The following is a 20,123-nucleotide window of genomic DNA, read 5'->3' on the forward strand; positions in this document are numbered from 1 at the left end:
CCTTGAACTTTCCCGACTACCCCTTCACACCGCAGCGTTTAGACGTGCGCCCCGGCATCGCCATGTCGTATCTGGACGAAGGCCCGCGCGATGGCGACGTGATCGTCATGCTGCACGGCAATCCGTCGTGGAGTTTCTACTGGCGGCATCTGGTGTCAGGCTTGTCGGATCGATACCGCTGCATCGTGCCGGATCACGTCGGCATGGGCCTGAGCGACAGGCCGGACGATGCGCCGTCGGCATCGCCCAGTTATGACTACACGCTGCAATCGCGCATCGATGACGTGGATGCGTTGCTGCAGCATCTTGGCATCAACGGCCCGGTGACGCTGGCGGTCCACGACTGGGGCGGGATGATTGGCTTCGGCTGGGCGCTGCGTGATCCTTCACGCATCAGGCGTCTGGTCATCACCAACACTGCCGCATTTCCGTTGCCAAAGGCCAAGCGTTTCCCGATGCGGCTGGCGATGGGGCGTGATTCGCGTTTCGGCGGCTGGCTGATCCGCCGCTTCAATCTGTTCGCACGTGGCGCGGCGTGGTTCGGCACAAAACGCACATTGTCGAAGGACGTGCGCGCGGCTTACGCCGGTGTGTATGACGGCTGGGACAAGGCGATCTCCACCCTGCGCTTCATGCAGGACATCCCGCTCCACGCAGGCGACCGCGCGATGCCGCTGGTGCAGGCAAGTGCGCAGGCGCTGCCTGGCTATGCGGACCGTCCGGTATTCATCGGCTGGGGCTTGCGCGATTTCGTGTTCGACAAACACTTCCTCGATGGCTTCCGCGCGGCGCTGCCAAATGCCGAAGTGCATGCGTTCGAGGATGCAGGCCACTACGCGCTGGAAGACAAGCACGAAGCCTTGGTGCCGAAGATTCGCGCTTTCCTCGACGCCAATCCGCTGGCCCGATTTTAACTGGCTTGATTCAACACTGCGGGCAGCGGGTTCTTCATCGCCTCGTCCACACCAGACCAATCCGCAGGCGTGAGCGCCGGCAAACCATGTGCGATGCGCGCCTTGTCGCATTGCGCGCTGGCCGCGCCGAACTCCCAGCTGGCCGGCACCAATGCGCAGACCGAGGGCCTCCTGTCGTGGATGGTGCAGCGGCTGTAGCGGCCGATGTCGGCATCCAGCGCGATGCAGCGCGGGTGGGCCTGCGAGGTGCCACGCATCGCGCGCTCGTGGGTGCGCAGCGGTTCGGTCAACTCGAATGGCACCACGCCGCCCAGCGCGGGATCGGCTTCCGACCAGTGGAAGCTCACCCGGAAGTAGGCGCAGCAGGCACCGCAGGTCAGGCAGGGATGGGTGGCGGACATGCGCCCATTGTCGGCGACAATGGCGTCATGAGCGAAGCGCCCCGCACAGACGTCTGCAATATCGCCGCCGCATTGCCGCGCCTTGCGCGCGAACGCCCCGATCAGGTGGCGATGCGCTGCCCCGGTCGCAATGGGCGTTATGACGTGTCGCTGACCTATGCGCAATTGGACGCGCGCAGCGATGCAATCGCTGCAGGACTCGCCAAACGCGGCATCACGCGCGGCACCCGCACGGTGGTGATGGTGCGGCCCACGCCGGCGTTTTTCCTGCTGATGTTCGCGCTGTTCAAGGTGGGCGCGGTGCCGGTGCTGGTCGATCCCGGCATCGACAAGCGCGCATTGAAGCAATGCCTGGATGAGGCTGCGCCTGCTGCGTTCATCGGCATTCCACTTGCGATGCTGGCGAAGGCGCTGCTGGGCTGGGCGAAGGCGGCACGCTTGCGCATCACCACCGGCAGGTTCGCGCTGCTGGCCGATGCCACGCTGGCGCAGATCGAAGCCGAAGGTGCAGGCGCGGGATCGCAACTGGCAGCGACCGATGGCGATGACGTGGCCGGCATCCTGTTCACCAGCGGCAGCACCGGCGTGCCGAAGGGCGTGGTCTATCGGCATCGTCACTTCGTCGCGCAGATCGCGATGCTGGGCGATGCGTTCGGCATCGCGCCCGGCGGCATCGACCTGCCCACCTTCCCGCCGTTCGCATTGTTCGATCCGGCGCTGGGCCTGACCAGCATCATCCCGGACATGGACCCCACGCGCCCGGCGAAGGCCGACCCGCGCAAGCTGCATGCAGCCATCGAACGCTTCGGCGTGACCCAGTTGTTCGGCTCGCCTGCCTTGATGGCAGTGCTGGCGGCGCATGGCGAAAAACTGCCCACGGTGAAGCGCGTGACATCCGCTGGCGCGCCGGTGCCGCCCGATGTAGTGCAACGCATGCTGGAACTGCTGCCACACGATGCGCAATTCTGGACGCCGTATGGCGCGACCGAATGCCTGCCGGTGGCGGTGATCGAAGGCCGCGAATTGCTGACCCTGCGCGCACGTACCGAAACCGGCGCGGGTACCTGCGTGGGTCGTGCGGTGCTGCCCAATGAGGTGCGCATCATCCGCATCGATGACGCGGCCATCGTCGAATGGTCGGACGATCTTCTCGTAGTGCCCGGCATCGTCGGTGAAATCACCGTCGCCGGCCCCAGCGCCACCGACAGTTATTTCAACCGCGACGCGCAGACCGCGCTGGCGAAGATTCACGAAAGGCTGCCGGATGGCAGCACGCGCATCGTCCATCGCATGGGCGATCTTGGTTATTTCGATGCCGAAGGCCGGCTGTGGTTCTGCGGGCGCAAGTCACAACGGGTGGAAACCGATGCCATCACCCTGTTGTGTACCGAGCAGATCGAGCCGGTGTTCAACACGCATCCGCAGGTGTTGCGCACCGCGCTGGTCGGCCTGGGGCCGCTGCGCGCGCAGACAGCCGTGCTGTGTTTCGAACTGAAGCCGGGCAGCCACGCAAACCCTGCCGAAGTGGCGGATGAACTGCGCCATGTCGCGGCCAGCTTCCCGCATACCGCGCGCGTGGGTGCGTTCCTGCATCACGCAGAACCATTCCCGGTCGATATTCGCCACAACGCCAAGATCGGGCGCGAGAAACTGGCGGCATGGGCGGCGCGGCAATTGGAGATGCAGCAATGAGGATCCTGGTGACCGGCGGTGGCGGTTTTCTCGGGCAGGCGCTCTGCCGTGGTCTGGTCGAACGCGGGCATGCAGTGACCAGCTACAACCGCAGCCACTACCCGGCGCTGGACGCCATCGGCGTGCGCCAGCTACGTGGCGATCTTGGCGACCACGATGCGGTGATGGCCGCGTTTGCCGGTGGTTTCGATGCCGTATTCCATAACGCGGCGAAAGCCGGCACGTGGGGCAGTTACGCCAGCTATCACAGCGCCAATGTCGTCGGCACGCGGAACGTGCTGGAAGCCTGCCGCGCGCACGGTATCGGCAGGCTGGTCTACACCTCCACGCCCAGCGTGACCCATCGCGCCACGCATCCGGTGGAAGGCGGTACGGCAGACACCGTGCCCTATGGCGACAACTTCCAGGCGCATTACGCGACGACCAAGACCATCGCGGAGAAGGAAGTGCTGGCGGCGAACGATGCGGCGCTCGCCACCGTCGCGCTGCGCCCGCGCCTGATCTGGGGGCCGGGCGATCAGCAAATCCTGCCGCGCCTCGTACAGCGCGCAAAGGCGGGCCGGCTGCGTTTCGTTGGTGATGGCAACAACCTGATCGACACTACTTACATCGACAATGCCGCGCAGGCGCATTTCGACGCCTTCGAGCATCTCGCGCCCGGTGCTGCCTGCGCGGGCAAGGCCTACTTCATCAGCAATGGTGAACCCAGGACCACGCGCGAAACCATCAACGGCCTGCTGGCCGCGGCCGGTGCGCCGCAGGTGGACAAGACCCTGCCGTTCCGCGCGGCCTATGCCATCGGCGTGGTCTGCGAAGGCCTGTGGCATGCGCTGCCGCTGAAGGGTGAGCCGCCGATGACGCGCTTCCTTGCCGAACAGTTGAGCACGACGCACTGGTATTCGATGGCACCGGCCACGCGCGACTTCGGTTATGTGCCGAAGGTGAGTTTTGCGGAAGGGTTGGAGCGGTTGCGGGCATCGCTGATTGACCAATGATGGCGTGCTGGCCGGCGGGGATGCACAGCCGCCTTATCCAGTCATCCACGACTGATGCGGCGGACGCGGGCCATCCTTGGCCCGCTCTGCACATCCCCCGCCAGCCACACGCCGTGCTCGGCCTCTGCCGGAAATGGAAGCCATCTACAATGCGCCCATGACCAACGCCCCCTTCAACTGGAAGCAACCCGCAGGCCGCGCGCTGGAAATCGCGCTCAACCGTGCGCTGGCGCTGGACGAGGACACCTGCGCCGCATTGAAGCCGCTGGACGGGCAGCGCGTGGCACTGACCCTGACCTCGCCACCGCTGGCCTTGCAGGTGATGGTGGATGGCGACGCACTGCGCGTCGGCCCTGTCGATGCACAGCACGAACCTGATCTTGGCGTGCGCGCCACGCTGGCTGGCCTGCTGGGCCAGCTCCCGATGTTCAGAAGTGGCGATGCCGCCCCGGTGGGCAAGCTGCGCATCGAAGGCGATGCCGAACTTGCACGCCGCCTGCAGAAACTGGCGCAGGGTTTCGACCCCGACTGGCAGCAACCCTTCGTGGCGGTATTCGGCGACGTGATCGGCGTGCAGGTGGCGAAGGCGGTGTCCGCCGGCCTGAAGCAGGCGCAGGTCGCGGGCCGCAGTCTTGCCGAAACGGCTGCCGAATACGTGACCGAGGAAAGCCGCGACGTGGTGCCGCGCGCGGAACTCGACGCCTTCCACGACGACGTGGATGCATTGCGTGACGACGTGGAACGCATCGCCGCAAAAATCGCCCGCCTGCAACGTGCGCAAGGAGCCGGCGCATGAAGTCGGCGCTGCGTGCGATGCGCATTGGCCGGGTGCTGGTGCGCTACCGGCTGGATGCCCTGCTGGACGGCACGCCCGCCGAGCGTTGGTTGAAACTGATGCGTCCGTTCGTGCCGCGCGCTTCGGCGGAAATCGAGGCGCAACCGCGTGGCGCACGCCTGCGCCTGGCCTTGCAGGAACTGGGGCCGATCTTCGTCAAGTTCGGGCAGATTCTTTCCACGCGCCGTGACCTGGTGCCGCCGGACATCGCCGAAGAACTGACGCTGTTGCAGGATCGCGTTGCCCCGTTTGATGGCGAGCAGGCGCGCGCACTGGTGGAAGAAGCGTTGGGCCAGCGCATCGATGCCGCCTACGCGGATTTCGACACCACACCGCTGGCCTCCGCCAGCATCGCGCAGGTGCATGCGGCCACCCTGCATAGCGGTCGCGAAGTGGTGGTCAAGGTGCTGCGTCCCGGCATCGGCAAGCAGATCGCTGCCGACATCGCGCTGCTGCGCGTACTGGCCGGCATCGTGGATCGCACCCATCCGAACGCCGACAAGATTCGCCCGAAGGAAATCGTCGCCGAGATCGAAAACACATTGGCGGCGGAACTGGACTTGCAGCGCGAAGCCGGCAATGCCAGCGTGCTGCGCCGCAACTGGCAGGACTCGCCCGACCTGTACGTGCCCGAGGTGATCTGGACGCACACGGCGGAACGCGCGATGACGATGGAGCGGGTGCGCGGCATTCCGTCCGATGACATCGCCGCGCTGGATGCCGCCGGCATCGACCGCGCGAAACTGGCGGCCAAGGGCGTGCGCGTGTTCTATCAGCAAGTGTTCCGTGACAACTTCTTCCACGCCGATGCACACGCCGGCAACATCTGGGTTGATCCCGAACGCAAACGCGATCCGCGCTTCATCGCGCTGGACTTCGGGATCATGGGTCAGCTCTCCAGCGACGACCAGTACTGGCTCGCCGAAAACTTCATGGCGATCTTCAACCGCGACTATCGCCGCATCGCCGAATTGCACGTGCAGGCCGGCTGGATGCCGTCGTACATCCGCATCGACGAACTGGAAGCCGCCGCGCGCGCGGTCTGCGAGCCGTATTTCACCCGCCCCTTGAGCGAAATCTCGCTGGCCGAAGTGCTGGTCAAGCTGTTTCGCACCGCGCAGCGCTACGAACTCACGTTGCAACCGCAATTGATCCTGTTGCAGAAAACCCTGCTCAACATCGAAGGCGTGGGCCGCCAGCTGGATCCAAAGATCGACATCTGGGCGGTGGCGCGCCCGGTGCTGGAAAAAATCCTCGTCGAACGCTACAGCCCGCAGAGGTTGGCCAGCGAGTTCCGCCGGCAGCTTCCGGAGATCGTGACCCGCGCGCCGGAGATGCCGCGCCTGCTGCATGCGTGGCTGAAGCAGCAGGTCGATGGCCGGCACGAGCTTGCGATGCGTTCGCAGGACGTGCGCGATATTGCGCATTCGCTCAATGCGCTGCAGAAGCGCATGGTCGCTGCGATCCTCGGCGTTGGCCTGCTGATCGTGGCGGCGGTGCTGTATGCGCTGGAAGCCGGTGGGCCGCAGTTTGCGGGCGTGCCGGTGGCCACCTGGATTGCCGGCATTGGTGGCGTGTGGGCGCTGCTTGCCGCGTGGCCGCGACGCTAGCTGAAATTGTGTAACCCGTGCCTGCGCGGGCAGGATTCGCACGACATTCCGCGGATTGCACGACGATGGGTACAGGGCATCACCACCACGATCACGACCACGCGCATGACCACGCGCATGGTCACAGCCACGTGCCGCGCAACATCCGGCACGAGAAGCCGCTGTGGATCGCGTTCGGGCTGACCCTGTGCTTCCTGCTGGCCGAGGTGGTCGGCGGGTTGCTGAGCAACAGCCTTGCGCTGCTGTCCGACGCCGCGCACATGATGACCGACGTAGTCGCGCTGGGCATCGCGCTGTTCGCGGTGCGGATGGCGCGCAGGCCGGCGGATGCCAAGCGCACCTACGGCTATGCGCGGATGGAGGCGATTGGCGCGGTCATCAACGGTGGCCTGCTGTTCGTGCTGGCCGGCTTCATCCTGTGGGAAGCGGTGGGCCGCTTCCGTGCGCCGCAGCCTGTGGCATCCGGCACCATGCTGGTGATCGCGGTGCTGGGCCTGTGCATCAACCTGGTTTCGATGCGCTTGCTGGCGGCTGGCGCGGGCGAAAGCCTCAACGTGAAAGGCGCGTATCTGGAAGTGTGGAGCGACATGCTCGGCTCGCTGGGCGTGATTGCAGGCGCGCTGGTCATCCGCTTCACCGGCTGGACGGTGGTTGACCCGATCATCGCGATCTTGATCGGCCTGTGGGTGCTGCCGCGCACATGGGTGCTGCTGCGCGAAGCCGGACAAGTGCTGATGCAGGGCGTGCCCGTGGGGATCGATGTCGATGCCGTGCGTGGGGCCATGCGCGCGCAGCCCGGCGTGGCCGAAGTCCATGACCTGCACGTCTGGGCGCTTGGCTCGAAGGAGCCGATCCTCACCGCGCATGTGGTGCTGGCGGACGATGCCGGCGATGCAGACGCGGTGCGCATCGCGCTGGCAGACCTGCTGCAGGAACGCTTCGGCATCGGCCACGCCACCTTGCAGGTGGAGGCCCGCCATTGCGGCGGGCATGTGCATCCTTGAACGGGTTCCGATTCCGGCTCGTCATTCCGGCGGAAGCCGGAATCCAGTTTTGGAAAGCTGGACAAGAGCTGGATCCCGGCTTTCGCCGGGATGACGACCCGAAGCATCGATGACGAGCCAGAGCATTACCTCGCCGGCGCTGCCTTCTTCGCGTTCGCAAAATCACCGGCCACGAACACGCTCAACTGCTCCGGCTTGAAGAACTTGCGGATCGCGGCGTTCACCTTGTCCACGGTCAGCGCGCGCAACTCGTCGTCGAACTGCGCGCGTTCCAGCATCTTGCGGCCAAGGTAGGCATCGGAGTTCAGCATGCCGGCCACGGTGCCGTCGCTGGCACGCGCCTGCTCACGCTGGGTGAGGATGCCGCTCACTGCGTCCTTCAGTTCATCCGCAGTGATGCCGTCCTTGACGAAGCGTGCCAGTTCCTCGCGCACCGCCACTTCCAGCTTGTCCATGTTCTGCGGCGCGGCGATGGCCTGGATGCTGAAGCTGCCGGCATCGTCCTTGTTGTCGCGGCTGCTGTCGGCGCTGATGCCGCTGCCGATGCCGTAGCTCAGGCCATCCTTCTGGCGCACGCGGTCGCCCAGGCGCGACTTCAGGCCACCGCTGCCGAAGATGTTGTTGGCAACCAGCAACGCCGCGTAGTCCGGGTCGTCGTCGTTCAGCGGCAGGTTGTGGCGGGCCATGTACACCGCGCTGGTCTTGTCCGGCGTTTCGAAGGCTTCGCGGCGCGCGGCGACATCGGTGTAGTGCGTGGGCACCGGAGCATGCGCCACGCCCGGCTTCCAGCCGGCGAACAGCGTTTCCAGCAGCGGCTTGATCGTGGCCGGGTCGAAGTCGCCGACGATGGCGATCTGGCCTTCGGTGGTGCCATACACATCGCGATGGTAGGCGCGCACATCGTCCAGCTTCAGGGCCTTCAGCTCGGCCAGTTGCTCGTCGATGCTGCGATGGCGGAACGGATGGTCCGCCGGCCACGGATCGAACACCTTGCCCATGGCCTGCCCGGCGACGGTGCCCGGTTCCTTGCGCGCGGCTTCAAGGCCGGTGATCGCCTGCATGCGCAACTGTTCGAACTCGCTTTCCGGGAACGCGGGATTGCGCAGGATGTCGGCAGCCAGCGTCAGTGCCTCGGCCAGTTCGCCGCGCCGTGTCTGCAGGCCGATGCTGGCACCCATGCCGCTGCCGCTGACGTTGGCGCTGGTCTTGAGTTCCTCGAAGCGCTTGTCGATCTGCGCGCGGGTCATGGTCTTGCTGCCGCGCATCAGCATGCTGCCGATGAAGTTGGCGGCAGATGCCGGGCTGCGGCGCAGGGAGTCCACGTCGCCAAAGCGGAAGTCGGCATCGAACACCACGGTGCCGCCGCGCGTCTTCTTCGGCAGCAGCGACACCGTCAGCTTGTCGCCGATGGTGAAGACTTCGGTGCGTGCGGCGATGTTGGCCGGCGAGGGATCGAAGGCTTCGCCGGCCTGCACCGCTTCGCGGCCCTTGTAGCCATCGACCAGCGTGGCAACCGGCGGTGCGTCGGTGATCGTCGCGCGCACCGCGTTGTCGGTGGGGACGAAGCGGGCCAGCGTGCGGTTGCTCGGGATCAGGTAGGTCTTCGCCACCCGGTTCACGTCATCCAGCGTGACCTTCTCCATCGCATCGCGCAGCACGAACCACAGCCGCCAGTCGCCAGCGGCCATGTATTCCGACATCGCCATGCCCACCGCGTTGACATCGTTGAAGGACAGTTCGTAGTTGTTGGCGAAGCGCTGCTTGGCATCGGCCAGTTCCGCTTCGGTGATCGGCGTTTCGGCGATGTGCTCGGCCTGCTTCAGCAGTTCGGCTTCGGCCTTGGCGGCATCGCCATCCTTCGGCACCACCACGACGAAGTTGAACAGGCCGGGTTCGCGCATCGCGCCGCTGCCGCCGCCCGCACCTGCAGCCAGCTTGGATTCCACCAGTGCCTTGTGCAGGCGGCCACCCGGCGTGTGCGACAGGATGTTGCCCAGCGCGATCAGTGCCGGCGTGTCCGGATGGGTCGCAGCGGGCACATGGTAGGCAAGGCTGGTGATGCGGATGTCGCCACTGCGACGCACCACCACTTCACGTTCGCCATCCTGCGTCGGCTCGATGGTGTATGCCGCAGGCAGCACGCGCGCCGGCTTCTTCAATGGGCCAAAGAGCTTTGCGATGTCGGCCAGCGCTTTTTGCGCATCGAAACGCCCAGCCAGTACCAGCACCGCGTTGTCGGGCTGGTACCAGGTCTTGTAGAACGCCTGCAGGCGGTCGATCGGCACCTGCTCCACGTCGCTGCGCGCGCCAATGGTGGTGTTGCCGTAGTTGTGCCAGAGGTAGGCGGTGGAACGCAGGCGCTGGCTCAGCACGCTGCCGGGATTGTTTTCGTTGCGCTCCATCTCGTTGCGCACCACGGTCATCTCGCTGTCCAGGTCCTTCTTGGCGACGAAGGAATTGAGCATGCGGTCGGCTTCCAGCTTCAGCACGAAGTCCAGCGTTTCGTCGTTGGCGGGGAAACTGCTGAAATAGTTGGTGCGGTCAAGCGAGGTGGTGGCGTTGAAGCTTGCGCCGCGCTTTTTCAACTCGCCGGGAATGTCGCCGTGGGTCGGCGTGCCCTTGAACAGCAGATGCTCCAGCAGATGGGCCATGCCGGTTTCGCCGTAATTTTCATGCACCGAGCCGACCAGATAGGTCAGGTTGACGGTGACCGTGGGCTTGCTGCTGTCGGGGAACAGCAGCACGCGCAGACCGTTGTGCAGGCGGTATTCGCAGATGCCCTCCACGCACGCAACGGCGCTGGTGCCTTTCGGCAGCGCGATGTTGTCGGCGAAGGCGGCACCGGGCAGTGCGATCAGGCAGGCAAGGGCGAGGGCGTGCAGGCGCGGGTGCTTCATTGGTCTGTCCATGGGTGAAAATGCGCGCAAGTCTAAACGAAGCGCTGCCGATGTCACCGGACGCATCAACCTCCCTGCCCGTACTGTTTGCAGACGATGCGCTTGCCGTGGTGTGCAAACCTGCCGGGCTGATGGTGCATGACAGTGCATTGGCGCGTGGCGAAACCGACTTCGCCGCCGACCGCCTGCGCGAACAGTTCGGCCGCCCGATCTTCCTTGTCCATCGGCTTGACCGCGCCACCAGCGGTTGCCTGTTGCTGGCGTTTGATCGCGAAACGGCATCCGCGCTGGGCAAGACCCTGATGTCGCACGAGGTCGAGAAAGACTATTGGGCGATCTGCCGTGGCTGGCCCGCCGAATCTGCATTCACCGTCGATCATCCGCTGGACGGTGGCCCCGGCAAGCCGCTGAAGAAAGAGGCGATCACCGATTTCGAAGTGCTGGCGACCTGCGAATTGCCGATGCCCTCATCCGGTTTTGAAACGTCACGCTATGCGTGGCTGCGTGCATCGCCGCGCACGGGCCGCTTCCGCCAGATCAGGCGGCATCTGAAGCACAGCTTCCATCACCTGATTGGCGACAGCAGCCATGGCGATGGCCACCACAACCGCAATTTCCGCATGCTCGGCATCCATCGCATGCTGCTGCACGCGCGCAGGCTGGCGTTCACGCATCCGCATACCGGCGCGCGCATCGAAGCCATCGCGCCGCCGGATGCGCAGTTCCAGAAGGCGTTGGATTTGTTCGGCGTTGATGTTCCTTCTCCCCGCTCGCGGGGAGAAGGTGCCGAAGGCGGATGAGGGGCATCACGCATCGCGTAAAAGCGCCCCTCACCCGCCTTCGGCACCCTCTCCCCACCGTGGATGGGGAGAGGGACAACCGTTGGCCCGATACAATCCCCGCATGCAAGCCGGCCACCTCCACATTGATGACGATGAACTGATCGAACGCTTCGTGCGCGCGTCGGGCCCGGGTGGGCAGAACGTCAACAAGGTGGCGACGGCGGTGGAGCTGCGTTTCGACATCGCCAATTCGCCATCACTGCCGGATGTCGTGCGCGAACGCCTGCTGGGCAAGCGTGACCGGCGGATGACGGCGGACGGCGTGTTCGTCATCAATGCGCAGCGCTTCCGCACGCAGGAGCGCAACCGCGAGGATGCGCGGCTGCGGCTGGCAAGCTTCATCGAAACGGGATTGCATGTTCCGAAACCGCGCATCGCGACCAAGCCTTCGCGCGGCGCAAAGGAGCGCCGCCTGGGCGAAAAGCGCGGGCGTGCGAGCATCAAGCAGGGGCGCACGGGGCGGAACTGGGATTGAACGCGAATCGACATGATGATGTGGTGCTGGCGCTGCCTGCGAGCGCACCACACATGCCGCGCAACCGTTTCATGCAGTGGCTGGGGCGGATGCTGCTGCGTGCGGGTGGCTGGCGCATGCAAGGCGCATTCCCCGACATTCCGAAGGCGGTGGTGATCGCCGCGCCGCATTCGTCGAACTGGGATGGCATCTGGGGCTTTGCCGCCAAGCTGGCGCTGGGCGTGAAGCTGTCGATCCTCGGCAAGCACAGCCTGTTCCACATTCCGCTGGTCGGTGCCTTCCTGCGCTGGCAGGGCGTGATCCCGGTGGATCGCAGCGCTGCGCATGGCATCGTGGGGCAGGCCGTGGATGCGCTGCGTGGCGCGGATTGCATGTGGTACGCGATTGCGCCGGAAGGCACGCGCAAGCGCGTTGCGCGCTGGAAGCCGGGGTTCTGGCATATCGCGCACGGTGCCGGCGTGCCGGTGATCCCCGCGTATTTCGATTACGCCAACAAGGTGATCGGCATCGGCCCGCCGTTCGTGCTCGGCGATGACATGCAGGCCGACATCGCCCGCATCCAGCGCTGGTACGCGCCGTTCAAGGGCCGCAATCACGACGTGACGCAGCCGCAGGACTGAACCACAAAAAAGCCCCGGCAGTGCCGGGGCTTCATCGTTGCGAGGTGTCGTGGATCAGTCCAGCGGCGTGCCGCCCAGCTTCCAGGTGATGTTCAGGTAGTAGGCGCGGCCGATCGTGTCGTACCAGTTGAAGTTGTAGAACGGGTAATCGATGTTGCTGAAGTCCCGTGGCGGCATGGCGTTGGTCAGGTTGTTTACGGCCAGCGAGACGCGGGCATGGTCGTTGAGCTTGTAGCCCACCGATGCGTTGTAGCGCCAGGTGGCGGGCAGGTAGTCCTCAACGTCCGGCAGGTAGTCCTCGTCCCAGTCCTGGTAGTAGAAGTTCTCGTCGGTGGGGATCTTGCCCAGGCGTGATGCGTACAGCGTGGCGTCCCAGCCGTTGCGCTCCCAGCCGATGCTGGCGTTGAACTTGTCGCGCGGGATGTCGTAGCCGCTGTTGATGGCGAGCATGTCCACCAGCGCCGCGTCGGGGGCATCCTTGCGCTCGTGTGAACTCACGCGGGTGTAGTTGGCGGAGAAACGGAACTTGCCCAGCGCGGTTTCGAGGCGATAGTTGGCGCTGACATCCAGGCCGCTGGTGCGCTCCATGCCGATGTTCACGTAGCCGCCATGGACCGAGGCGATGTGGTTGTCGGCACCGGTGCGCACCACGCGCGCGATGGTGTCGGCGCAGAACTGCGAGTCGGGATCCTGGTCGATGCCAAGGCGGCAATCGTATTCGTCCTGCAGGATCTTGTTCACGCCCAGCGACTGGGTCTGGTTGCGCATGTCGATGTTGTACCAGTCCACGGCGAAATCCAGCTCCGGCATCGGCGACCACACCACGCCCGCGGTCCAGGAGGTGCTGGTTTCGGGCTTCAAGGTCAGGTCGCCGCTGCGATCCAGCTGGAAGCTCTCGTCGGAGAAGTCGCACTCGTCGAACGGCGTATCTGGTTGTTCGGTGGCGCAGCGGTAGTAGTCGATGCCGCCGCTGTCAACGGAGCCCTTGCCGGCGTACAGGTGGTGCAGTTCCGGCGCGCGGAACGCGGTGCCGTAGGAGCCACGGATCAGCAGCGATTCAATCGGTCGCCATTCCAGACCGCCGCTGTAGGTCAGCTTGCCCTGGTGACGCCCGGAATAGCGGTACTGGTCGTAGCGAGCGGCCACGCTCAGGTTCAGGGTGTCCAGCACCGGCATGCGCAGTTCGCTGGCAAGCGCCCAGCGGTTGCGGTTGCCGTGGCCATCCTGATCCTTCCAGCCCCAGTAATAGAACGAATCGCCGGTGGCCTTGGGGTCGGGGTTCAGGTCGTAGCCCTGGTTGCCGAATTCGGCCGTCACGGCGATGCCCGCCGTGCCGCCGGGCAGGTCGAACAGGTTCCCATTGGTCACCGTGAACGACAGGGTCTCGTTGTGCGATTCGGGGTTGTACACGATGTGCGCCAGCATCGAGTCCAGCTGCTCGGTGGTCAGCGGCGTGTAGAAGCGGGTCAGGTCGCCGGCGTAGATGGGATAGCCATCGTCATCCGTGCCCAGCTGCGGGCCCATGAAGTAGTCGTTCGCCACGTCGGAAAGGATGCGCGGCCAGCTCACCTGCGTCTTGTACAGCGAGTAGCTGAGTGCTGCCTCGTAGTCCCAGTCCTCGCTGAAACTGCCACGGAACCCGGTACTCAGGGCGATGGTCTTGCTCGTGGTCTTGGTGAAGCTGTTCTCCACGCCACCCAGTTCTTCGGGCGTGAACCGGCGACGCCACCATTCGAGCTGGTCGGTGCTCTGGTTGAAGAAGTAGTCGGTGATGGCGTCGGTCTGCGCCGTTTCCCAGGTGGGCAGGCGGCCGAGCTGCTTCATCTTCTGGTAGCCAAGCTGCACGTCGGCGAACCATTCAGTGCCGCCGTCGAACTGGTAGCTGAAGGAGCCATAGGCGGTGATGCCACGGCGCTGGTGGATGATGGTGCGCAATGCGACGGCAGTATCGCTGCCGCAGTAGGACTCGCCATAGCGATTGTCGGTGACGTAATACGAGTCGCTGCTGCCCGTGTCGTTGCAGGCCGCTTCGCCGGGGTCGAGCCAGCTGTCGTACCAGTCGCTGCGGGCGAAGTAGTCCACCGGCCTGTAGTAGTTGTCGTAGTCGGCGATGTCGCTGGAGGAATCCTGGCGATCGCGCTGATAGCCCCACAACGGTTTCTGCTCGTTGAGCTCCACGCCCATGAGCGCGTTGAGGCCACCGCGCGAGAAGCCGCCGGCCAGGGTCAGGTTGTAGGATTCGCCGCCGCCAAGCTCGGTGCCGCCGTAGCGGAAGTTCATGGTCAGGCCGTCGGCCTGCTTCTTCAGGATGATGTTGACCACGCCGGACACCGCATCGGAACCGTAGATGGCCGATGCGCTGCCGGTGAGCACCTCGATCCGCTCCACCATGCCCAGCGGGATGCTGGAGATGTCGGTGGCGCTCACGCCGCCGTCCATCGGCAGCGGGAAGTCGGCCAGGCGGCGACCGTTGACCAGCACCAGGGTGTGGTTCGGGCCCAGGCCGCGCAGGTCCACCTGCTGCGCGCCGGGGGTGAAGTCGGAGTTGCTGATCGACTGCGGGCTCTGGGTCGCGCCGTTGTTCTGGGTCATCGACCGCATCACGTCCGGCATGGTGGTGAAGCCCTGGGCGCTGATCTGCTCGGCGGTAATCACGGTGATCGGCGAAGGCCCTTCGATCTGCGCGCGCGGGATGCGCGAGCCGGTGACCAGGACGGTTTCCAGGTTGGCGACCGGCGTTTCGTCGGTGGTTTGCTGCGGGGCGGGTGCCGGTGCGGGTGTTGCCGGCTTTGCCTGCGCGGTGGCGGGGACGATCACCACTGCGCCGGAGGCATCACGGCGGGCGCTGAAGCCGCTGCCCTTGAGCAATGCGTCCAGTGCCTGTGGCGATGCGGACTGGCCCTGCAGCCCGGCGCTGCGTGCGCCCTTGAGCTGGTCGGCGCGATAGACCAGCTGGGTGCCGCTCTGGCGCGCGTAGGCGTCCAGTGCGGCGGCAAGATCGCCAGCGGGAATGTCGATGCGGGTGGCGGTCTGCGCCTGCGCGGCAAGCGCGGCGGAACAGGCCAGGGACAGCAGCAGGGTGCGCAACGGACGTGACGGTTTCATGCAGGTGTTTCCCCAGGTGCGCGATGGTGCGCCGTTAAGTTTCCATGACGAACGAGCCGGCCAATCCCCCCACGCCCGTGTGTGTTCATCGGCTGCGCAGGACGATGCGGTTGTCAGTGTATTCCGCGCGTACCGGGAAGCCGGCCTGCAGCAGGCGCACGAAGCCTTCCTGATTGTCCCAGCGGAAGCTGCCGCCGATCCGCAGCGCGCCGGCGGCGGCATCGGCCACCACCAGCTTGCGCGCGTTGTAGCGGTTGAACTCGGCCACCGCCTCGTCCAGCGGGGTGTCGTGGAAGGCCAGCAGGCCTTCGTCCCAGTCCAGCAAGTGTTCGGCGTCGTCCAGCGCCAGCGTGCGCACCAGCACGCCGTCCGTGCGTACCAGCGCGATGCTGCCCGCCGGCAGCAGGGCGGACGGCCTGCCCGGTTCGGTCGCAGATTCCAGCCGCACCGTGCCTTCGGTGACCACCACGCGCAGGTCGTTGCGGTCGCGGCGCACAGAGAAGCGCGTACCCACCGCCACCACCCGGCGCGTGCCGGCATCGACCACGAACGGCCTGCCTGCGTCCTTCGCCACGTCGAAGATCGCCTCGCCCCGCGTCAGCGCCACATGGCGCTGGCGTCGCGACAGGCGCACGTCGATCCCGCTGTCGCTGGCGAGGATGGCCTGCGAACCGTCGGCCAGTGGCTGCGTGCGCACTTCGCCCAGCGCGGTGCCGTAACTCGAGGCATCGACATGCGTCCAACTGCGCCAACCGATGCTGGCGCCAATCGCGCAGGCAACCAGCATCAGCGCAGCCATCGCCCGAGGCAACCAGTGCGCGCGCGTCGGCCTGCGTTGCGATGCGCGCGGGCGCAGCGTTGGCGGTGCTGACCAGTAGCCGCGCGGCGGCGGCCCGTGGCCGTGCCAGCCCGCCCCCAGCGCCTGCAGGCGGTCGCTTTCGGCCCATGCCGCCTGCAAGCGCAGGAAGGCCACGCGATGGCGGGCATCGGCATCCAGCCAGCGCGCCAGCGCGTCGTCGTCCGCAGGCGTCCATGCGCCGCCGTCACGGCGCGCCAGCCAGTCGGCGGCGATCCGTTCCAGCGCGTGGCTGTCGCCGCCCGCGTCAGTCGGCCTGATGCCGTCCATCCGCGTCTTCGTGCTGGCGTGCCGGTTGCGCACGGTCATCGCCATCGCCGCCGTACAGGGCGTCGGCGAGCAGGCGCATGCCCTTGGCGATGTGCTTTTCCACGGTCTTCTCGCTGATGCCCAGGCGCACGGCCACGTCCTTTTGCGGGAGGTTCTCGACGCGCCGCAGCCACACCACCTCGCGGCAGCGATCCGGCAGCCGGTCGAAGGCATCGGACAGGCGCAGCAGCGCCTGCCTGCCGCCGGCCCAGCGTTCGGGCGACACGTCATCTACCAGAACGGATGAAGGCTCGAAATCACCCATCGGCTCGATCGACACCACCCGCGCGCGGCGCAGGCGGTCGGTCATCAGGTGGCGCGCGCTGGTGAACAGGAAGGACTTGGGATGCGCCGGGCGCGACTTCGCGGCGGCTTCATAGACGCGCGCGTACAACTCCTGGCGCAGGTCGTGAACCTCGTCGCGGTGCGGCCAGCAGCGGTGCAGATAGCGCAGCAGCGCGGCCTCGTGGACGAGGACTTCGGCGACGAACCACTGGTCGAGCGCGGCCTGCATGCCTGCACCATAGCCGATGCTGGACACGATAGGCGGGGGAATCCGCGCCCGCGTTCGTCTGTACGATGACAGCCAACGGATCAGGACGGGTGCCACGATGAAGCAACGCAGCGGCGCAATGAAGATGGGTGCGGCATTGCTGGCCGTGTTGCTGGCCCTGCCGGCGATGGCGGCGGACGTCGGCCATTACGTGTTGGGCAACACCGCCGCGAAGACGCCGGGCAAGCCGAGCGCAGGCCTGCTGCTGATGGGTGGCGGAGACCGCAATTTCGATGCGTTGCGCTGGTTCATGCGCAAGGCCGGCAACGGCCACATCGTGGTGTTGCGCGCCTCGCTGGCGGGCGAAATCGGCGAGGAGTTCTACAACGAAGTCGGCGGCATCCAGTCGGTCGAGACCTTCGTGTTCAAGGATCGCGATGCCGCCAGCGACCCGAAGATATTGGCTGCGCTGAAGCGCGCCGACGGCATCTTCATCGCCGGTGGCGACCAGTCGCGCTACGTGCGCTACTGGCGCGGCACGAAGGTGGCCGAGGCGCTGGACGCGCATGTCCGCGCCGGCAAGCCGCTGGGCGGCACCAGCGCCGGTCTTGCGATGCTGGGCGAATACCTTTACGGCGCGACCGATGGCGGCAGCCAGGTCAGCCCGCGCGCGCTGGCCGACCCGCTGGGCGATGGCAATGCCATCGAGACCGATTTCCTGCGCATCGCGCACCTGCAGGGCGTCATCACCGATACCCATTTCAGCGAGCGCGGCCGGCTGGGCCGGCTGGTCGCCTTCGTCGCCAAGGGCGAGGCGATGGCCGGCAAGCCGCTGATCGGTTTGGGCGTGGATGAAGACGCGGCGGTGGCGGTGGACGCCGATGGCACGGGCCGCGTGTTTGCCACCGCGCCGGGCGCGGGTGCGACGGTGGTGCATGGCGGCTTCGCGCAGAAGCAGGTCGAGGACGAGGCGATGAAGCTCGACCGCGTCGAGACCGTGATCGCCGGCGTGGATTCGGTGCTGCACCTGCCTTCGGGCCGGGTCGAAAAGCCGCTGGCGCAGCGCAGCTACAGCGTGCGCGATGGCGTGCTGGTGGCGCTGGTGCAGCCAACGCTGGTGATCCACGGCGGCGCCGGCGTGGAGCCGGGTGACCTCACGCCGGACGAGGAAGTCGCCGCGCGCACGGCGCTGGAAGCCGCGCTGCGTGCCGGCTACGCAAAGTTGCAGGCCGGCGGTTCGTCGGTGGATGCAGTGGCCGCCGCGATCACCGTGCTGGAGGACGCACCGCAATTCAACGCCGGGCGCGGTGCGGTGTTCACCCACGATGGCCGCAACGAGCTGGACACCTCGATCATGGACGGTGCCACCGGCAAGGCCGGTGCGGCGGCGGGCCTGCATCGGGTCAAGAACCCGATCACGCTGGCGCGCGCGATCATGGACAAGTCCAGGCACGTGATGATGGTCGGCGACGGCGCGGAAATCTTCGCCAAGGAGCAGGGCATCGCGCTGGTCGATCCTGCGTACTTCCGCGTCGAAAAGCGCTGGCAGCAGTTGCAGAAGGCCTTGCAGGAAGAAAAGAACGCGCAGGCATCGAACACGCCGCTGGAACTGCCGGGCAAGGCCTACTTCGGCACTGTCGGCGCACTGGCGCTGGATGCACAAGGCAATCTGGCCGCAGGCACCTCCACCGGCGGCATGACCAACAAGCGTTACGGGCGCGTGGGCGATTCGCCGATCATCGGCGCGGGCACCTGGGCCGATGCACGCTGCGCTGTATCCGGCACCGGTTGGGGCGAGTTCTACATCCGCGCCGCCGCCGCGCACGAAATCTGCGCCCGCGTGCGCCTGTCCGGCGACCCGCTGGCGCGCGCCGCAGACCGCGTCATCAATCGCGACATCCCGAAGGCCGGTGGCGACGGCGGTGCCATCGCGCTGGGCGCGGACGGCAGCATCGCCTTCCCGTTCAACACGGGCGGCATGTATCGCGGCTGGATCGGTGCGGACGGCGTGCCGCACGTGGCGATCTACAAGGCCGATGCGCTGGCGATGCCGGGGCGGTGAAACTCACCGCTCCGAATGCCCGCTCTCGTCGTAGCCGCGCGGTGCCACCACGTCGGGTTTGATGAGTTCGACGAAGGCGCGTGCCTGCGGTGACAGGAACTTGCCCTTGCGCATGACGATGCCGTAGCTGCGCGAGGGGAACCAGCGCGCCAGCGAGCGCGTTGCCAGCCGCTGGTGATCGGCGTCGGTCAGGCAGATCGCCGTGACAATGCTGATGCCAAGGCCCATCGCCACGTACTGCTTGATGACTTCCCAGCCGCCGACTTCCAGCGCCACCGTGTAGGGCACGCGGTTCTGCTGGAACACCAGATCGACCAGCCGGTAGGTGGTCAGGCGCTTGGGCGGCAGGATCAGGCCGTAGGGCGAAAGATCCTCCAGCGTGAGGTCGCGCTTGGCCGCAAGCGGATGTTCGGGCGGCATGATGAGCATCGGCTCGAAGCGATACACAGGCGCGTAGGTCAGGTCGGCGGGGACATCCAGCATCGAGCCGACCGCCAGATCAACGGCGTCGCTGCGCAGCAGGTCAAGGCCGCCCGCGCCGGTGACGTTGTGCAGGCTCAGGCGCACGTCGGCATGCGCGCGGCGGAAGGCATCGACGATGCCGGGCAGCAGGTACAGGATGGTGGAACTGCCGGCGGCGACGTTCAGCTCGCCCGCGTCCAGCCCGCGCACCTGCTCGCGGAAGGCGTCGGCCAGGCCATCCAGCCCTTCCACCAGCGGGCGGGCCAGCTCGTACAGCAGGTCGCCCTCGCGGGTGGGCGTGAGGCGGCGACCGCTGCGTTCCAGCAGGCGCGTGCCCAATTCGCGCTCCAGCGCCTGTATTTGCAGGCTCACCGCCGGCTGGCTGAGGTACAGCGCCTCCGCCGCACGGCTGACCGAACCCAGCCGCGCAACCTGGCAAAACGCCCGCAAAGGCTTGAGCCGCGAGCCCTTGTAGGCGAAGCGCAACGAGCTGGGCAGGGCGTCAGGCATGGATTTCAATCTATATATTAATTAATACAATACTAATCATT

Annotated in this window: 16 protein-coding genes and 1 pseudogene; 11 read left to right on the plus strand and 6 right to left on the minus strand. The window is 66.2% G+C overall.

The window, feature by feature from the left end; translation table 11 throughout:
* Positions 1-2 precede the first annotated feature (2 nt).
* The gene (locus tag QM612_RS11870) at positions 3-914 is read left to right on the plus strand and encodes an alpha/beta fold hydrolase (RefSeq protein WP_415254108.1); all 912 of its coding nucleotides are present in this window, start codon (positions 3-5) and stop codon (positions 912-914) included.
* Here the strand turns inward: QM612_RS11870 and QM612_RS11875 are convergent.
* A complete protein-coding gene (locus QM612_RS11875) occupies positions 911-1,315 on the minus strand; it encodes a YkgJ family cysteine cluster protein (protein ID WP_415254090.1) in 405 nt (134 codons plus the stop codon). The genes QM612_RS11870 and QM612_RS11875 overlap by 4 nt on opposite strands.
* Positions 1,316-1,342: 27 nt before the next feature.
* Here QM612_RS11875 and oleC point away from each other — a divergent pair, with 27 nt between their 5' ends.
* The 5 genes from oleC to QM612_RS11900 all read left to right on the plus strand — a co-directional run bounded on the left by oleC (position 1,343) and on the right by QM612_RS11900 (position 7,451).
* Positions 1,343-3,007 (plus strand): olefin beta-lactone synthetase, encoded by a 1,665-nt coding sequence (gene oleC / locus QM612_RS11880; RefSeq protein ID WP_415254091.1) that lies wholly within the window; start codon positions 1,343-1,345, stop codon positions 3,005-3,007.
* Positions 3,004-4,002 carry a 2-alkyl-3-oxoalkanoate reductase gene (gene oleD / locus QM612_RS11885; RefSeq protein WP_415254092.1) on the plus strand — a complete coding sequence of 333 codons (999 nt, stop codon included), beginning with the start codon at positions 3,004-3,006 and terminating at the stop codon, positions 4,000-4,002. The genes oleC and oleD overlap by 4 nt, the downstream gene beginning before the upstream one ends.
* 157 nt (positions 4,003-4,159) lie before the next feature.
* The gene (locus QM612_RS11890) at positions 4,160-4,798 is read left to right on the plus strand and encodes an SCP2 domain-containing protein (protein WP_415254093.1); all 639 of its coding nucleotides are present in this window, start codon (positions 4,160-4,162) and stop codon (positions 4,796-4,798) included.
* The gene (ubiB, locus tag QM612_RS11895) at positions 4,795-6,447 is read left to right on the plus strand and encodes a ubiquinone biosynthesis regulatory protein kinase UbiB (RefSeq protein WP_415254094.1); all 1,653 of its coding nucleotides are present in this window, start codon (positions 4,795-4,797) and stop codon (positions 6,445-6,447) included. Before QM612_RS11890 ends, ubiB begins: the two co-directional genes overlap by 4 nt.
* A 65-nt stretch (positions 6,448-6,512) precedes the next feature.
* Positions 6,513-7,451, plus strand: coding sequence for a cation diffusion facilitator family transporter (locus QM612_RS11900; protein WP_415254095.1), 939 nt, complete (start codon positions 6,513-6,515; stop codon positions 7,449-7,451).
* 125 nt (positions 7,452-7,576) lie between these two features.
* On the opposite strand, the gene QM612_RS11905 is transcribed toward QM612_RS11900, so the two are convergent.
* Entirely contained in the window at positions 7,577-10,348 is a 2,772-nt protein-coding gene (locus QM612_RS11905) for a M16 family metallopeptidase (RefSeq protein WP_415254096.1), read from the minus strand.
* 50 nt (positions 10,349-10,398) lie between these two features.
* Between QM612_RS11905 and QM612_RS11910 the strand changes: the two genes are divergently transcribed.
* The 3 genes from QM612_RS11910 to QM612_RS11920 all read left to right on the plus strand — a co-directional run bounded on the left by QM612_RS11910 (position 10,399) and on the right by QM612_RS11920 (position 12,285).
* On the plus strand, positions 10,399-11,148 hold the full coding sequence (locus tag QM612_RS11910; protein WP_415254109.1) for a pseudouridine synthase: 750 nt from the start codon (positions 10,399-10,401) through the stop codon (positions 11,146-11,148).
* 103 nt (positions 11,149-11,251) lie between these two features.
* Positions 11,252-11,665, plus strand: a complete 414-nt coding sequence (gene arfB / locus QM612_RS11915; protein WP_415254097.1) for an alternative ribosome rescue aminoacyl-tRNA hydrolase ArfB — start codon at positions 11,252-11,254, stop codon at positions 11,663-11,665.
* A 53-nt stretch (positions 11,666-11,718) separates the two neighbouring features.
* On the plus strand, positions 11,719-12,285 hold the full coding sequence (locus tag QM612_RS11920; RefSeq protein WP_415254110.1) for a lysophospholipid acyltransferase family protein: 567 nt from the start codon (positions 11,719-11,721) through the stop codon (positions 12,283-12,285).
* A 54-nt stretch (positions 12,286-12,339) separates the two neighbouring features.
* Here QM612_RS11920 and QM612_RS11925 read toward each other — a convergent pair whose 3' ends face one another.
* The 3 genes from QM612_RS11925 to QM612_RS11935 form a co-directional block, all read right to left on the minus strand.
* On the minus strand, positions 12,340-15,390 hold the full coding sequence (locus QM612_RS11925) for a TonB-dependent receptor domain-containing protein (protein WP_415254098.1): 3,051 nt from the start codon (positions 15,388-15,390) through the stop codon (positions 12,340-12,342).
* Positions 15,391-15,475: 85 nt separating this feature from the next.
* Positions 15,476-16,555, minus strand: a complete 1,080-nt coding sequence (locus QM612_RS11930) for a FecR family protein (RefSeq protein ID WP_415254099.1) — start codon at positions 16,553-16,555, stop codon at positions 15,476-15,478.
* Positions 16,494-17,096 (minus strand): RNA polymerase sigma factor, encoded by a 603-nt coding sequence (locus QM612_RS11935; protein WP_415254100.1) that lies wholly within the window; start codon positions 17,094-17,096, stop codon positions 16,494-16,496. The genes QM612_RS11930 and QM612_RS11935 overlap by 62 nt, the downstream gene beginning before the upstream one ends.
* Positions 17,097-17,358: 262 nt before the next feature.
* Here QM612_RS11935 and QM612_RS11940 point away from each other — a divergent pair.
* Together QM612_RS11940 and QM612_RS11945 are read left to right on the plus strand one after the other, a co-directional pair.
* Positions 17,359-17,670: pseudogene (locus QM612_RS11940) on the plus strand (Type 1 glutamine amidotransferase-like domain-containing protein); the annotation flags it as partial.
* Positions 17,671-18,102: 432 nt separating this feature from the next.
* Positions 18,103-19,110 (plus strand): isoaspartyl peptidase/L-asparaginase family protein, encoded by a 1,008-nt coding sequence (locus tag QM612_RS11945; RefSeq protein ID WP_415254111.1) that lies wholly within the window; start codon positions 18,103-18,105, stop codon positions 19,108-19,110.
* A gap of 3 nt (positions 19,111-19,113) precedes the next feature.
* Here the strand turns inward: QM612_RS11945 and QM612_RS11950 are convergent, their stop codons facing one another.
* Positions 19,114-20,082, minus strand: coding sequence for a LysR family transcriptional regulator (locus QM612_RS11950; RefSeq protein WP_415254101.1), 969 nt, complete (start codon positions 20,080-20,082; stop codon positions 19,114-19,116).
* Positions 20,083-20,123 lie beyond the last annotated feature (41 nt).

The organism is Thermomonas sp. (assembly GCF_047606765.1).
Taxonomy (GTDB): Bacteria; Pseudomonadota; Gammaproteobacteria; order Xanthomonadales; family Xanthomonadaceae; genus Thermomonas.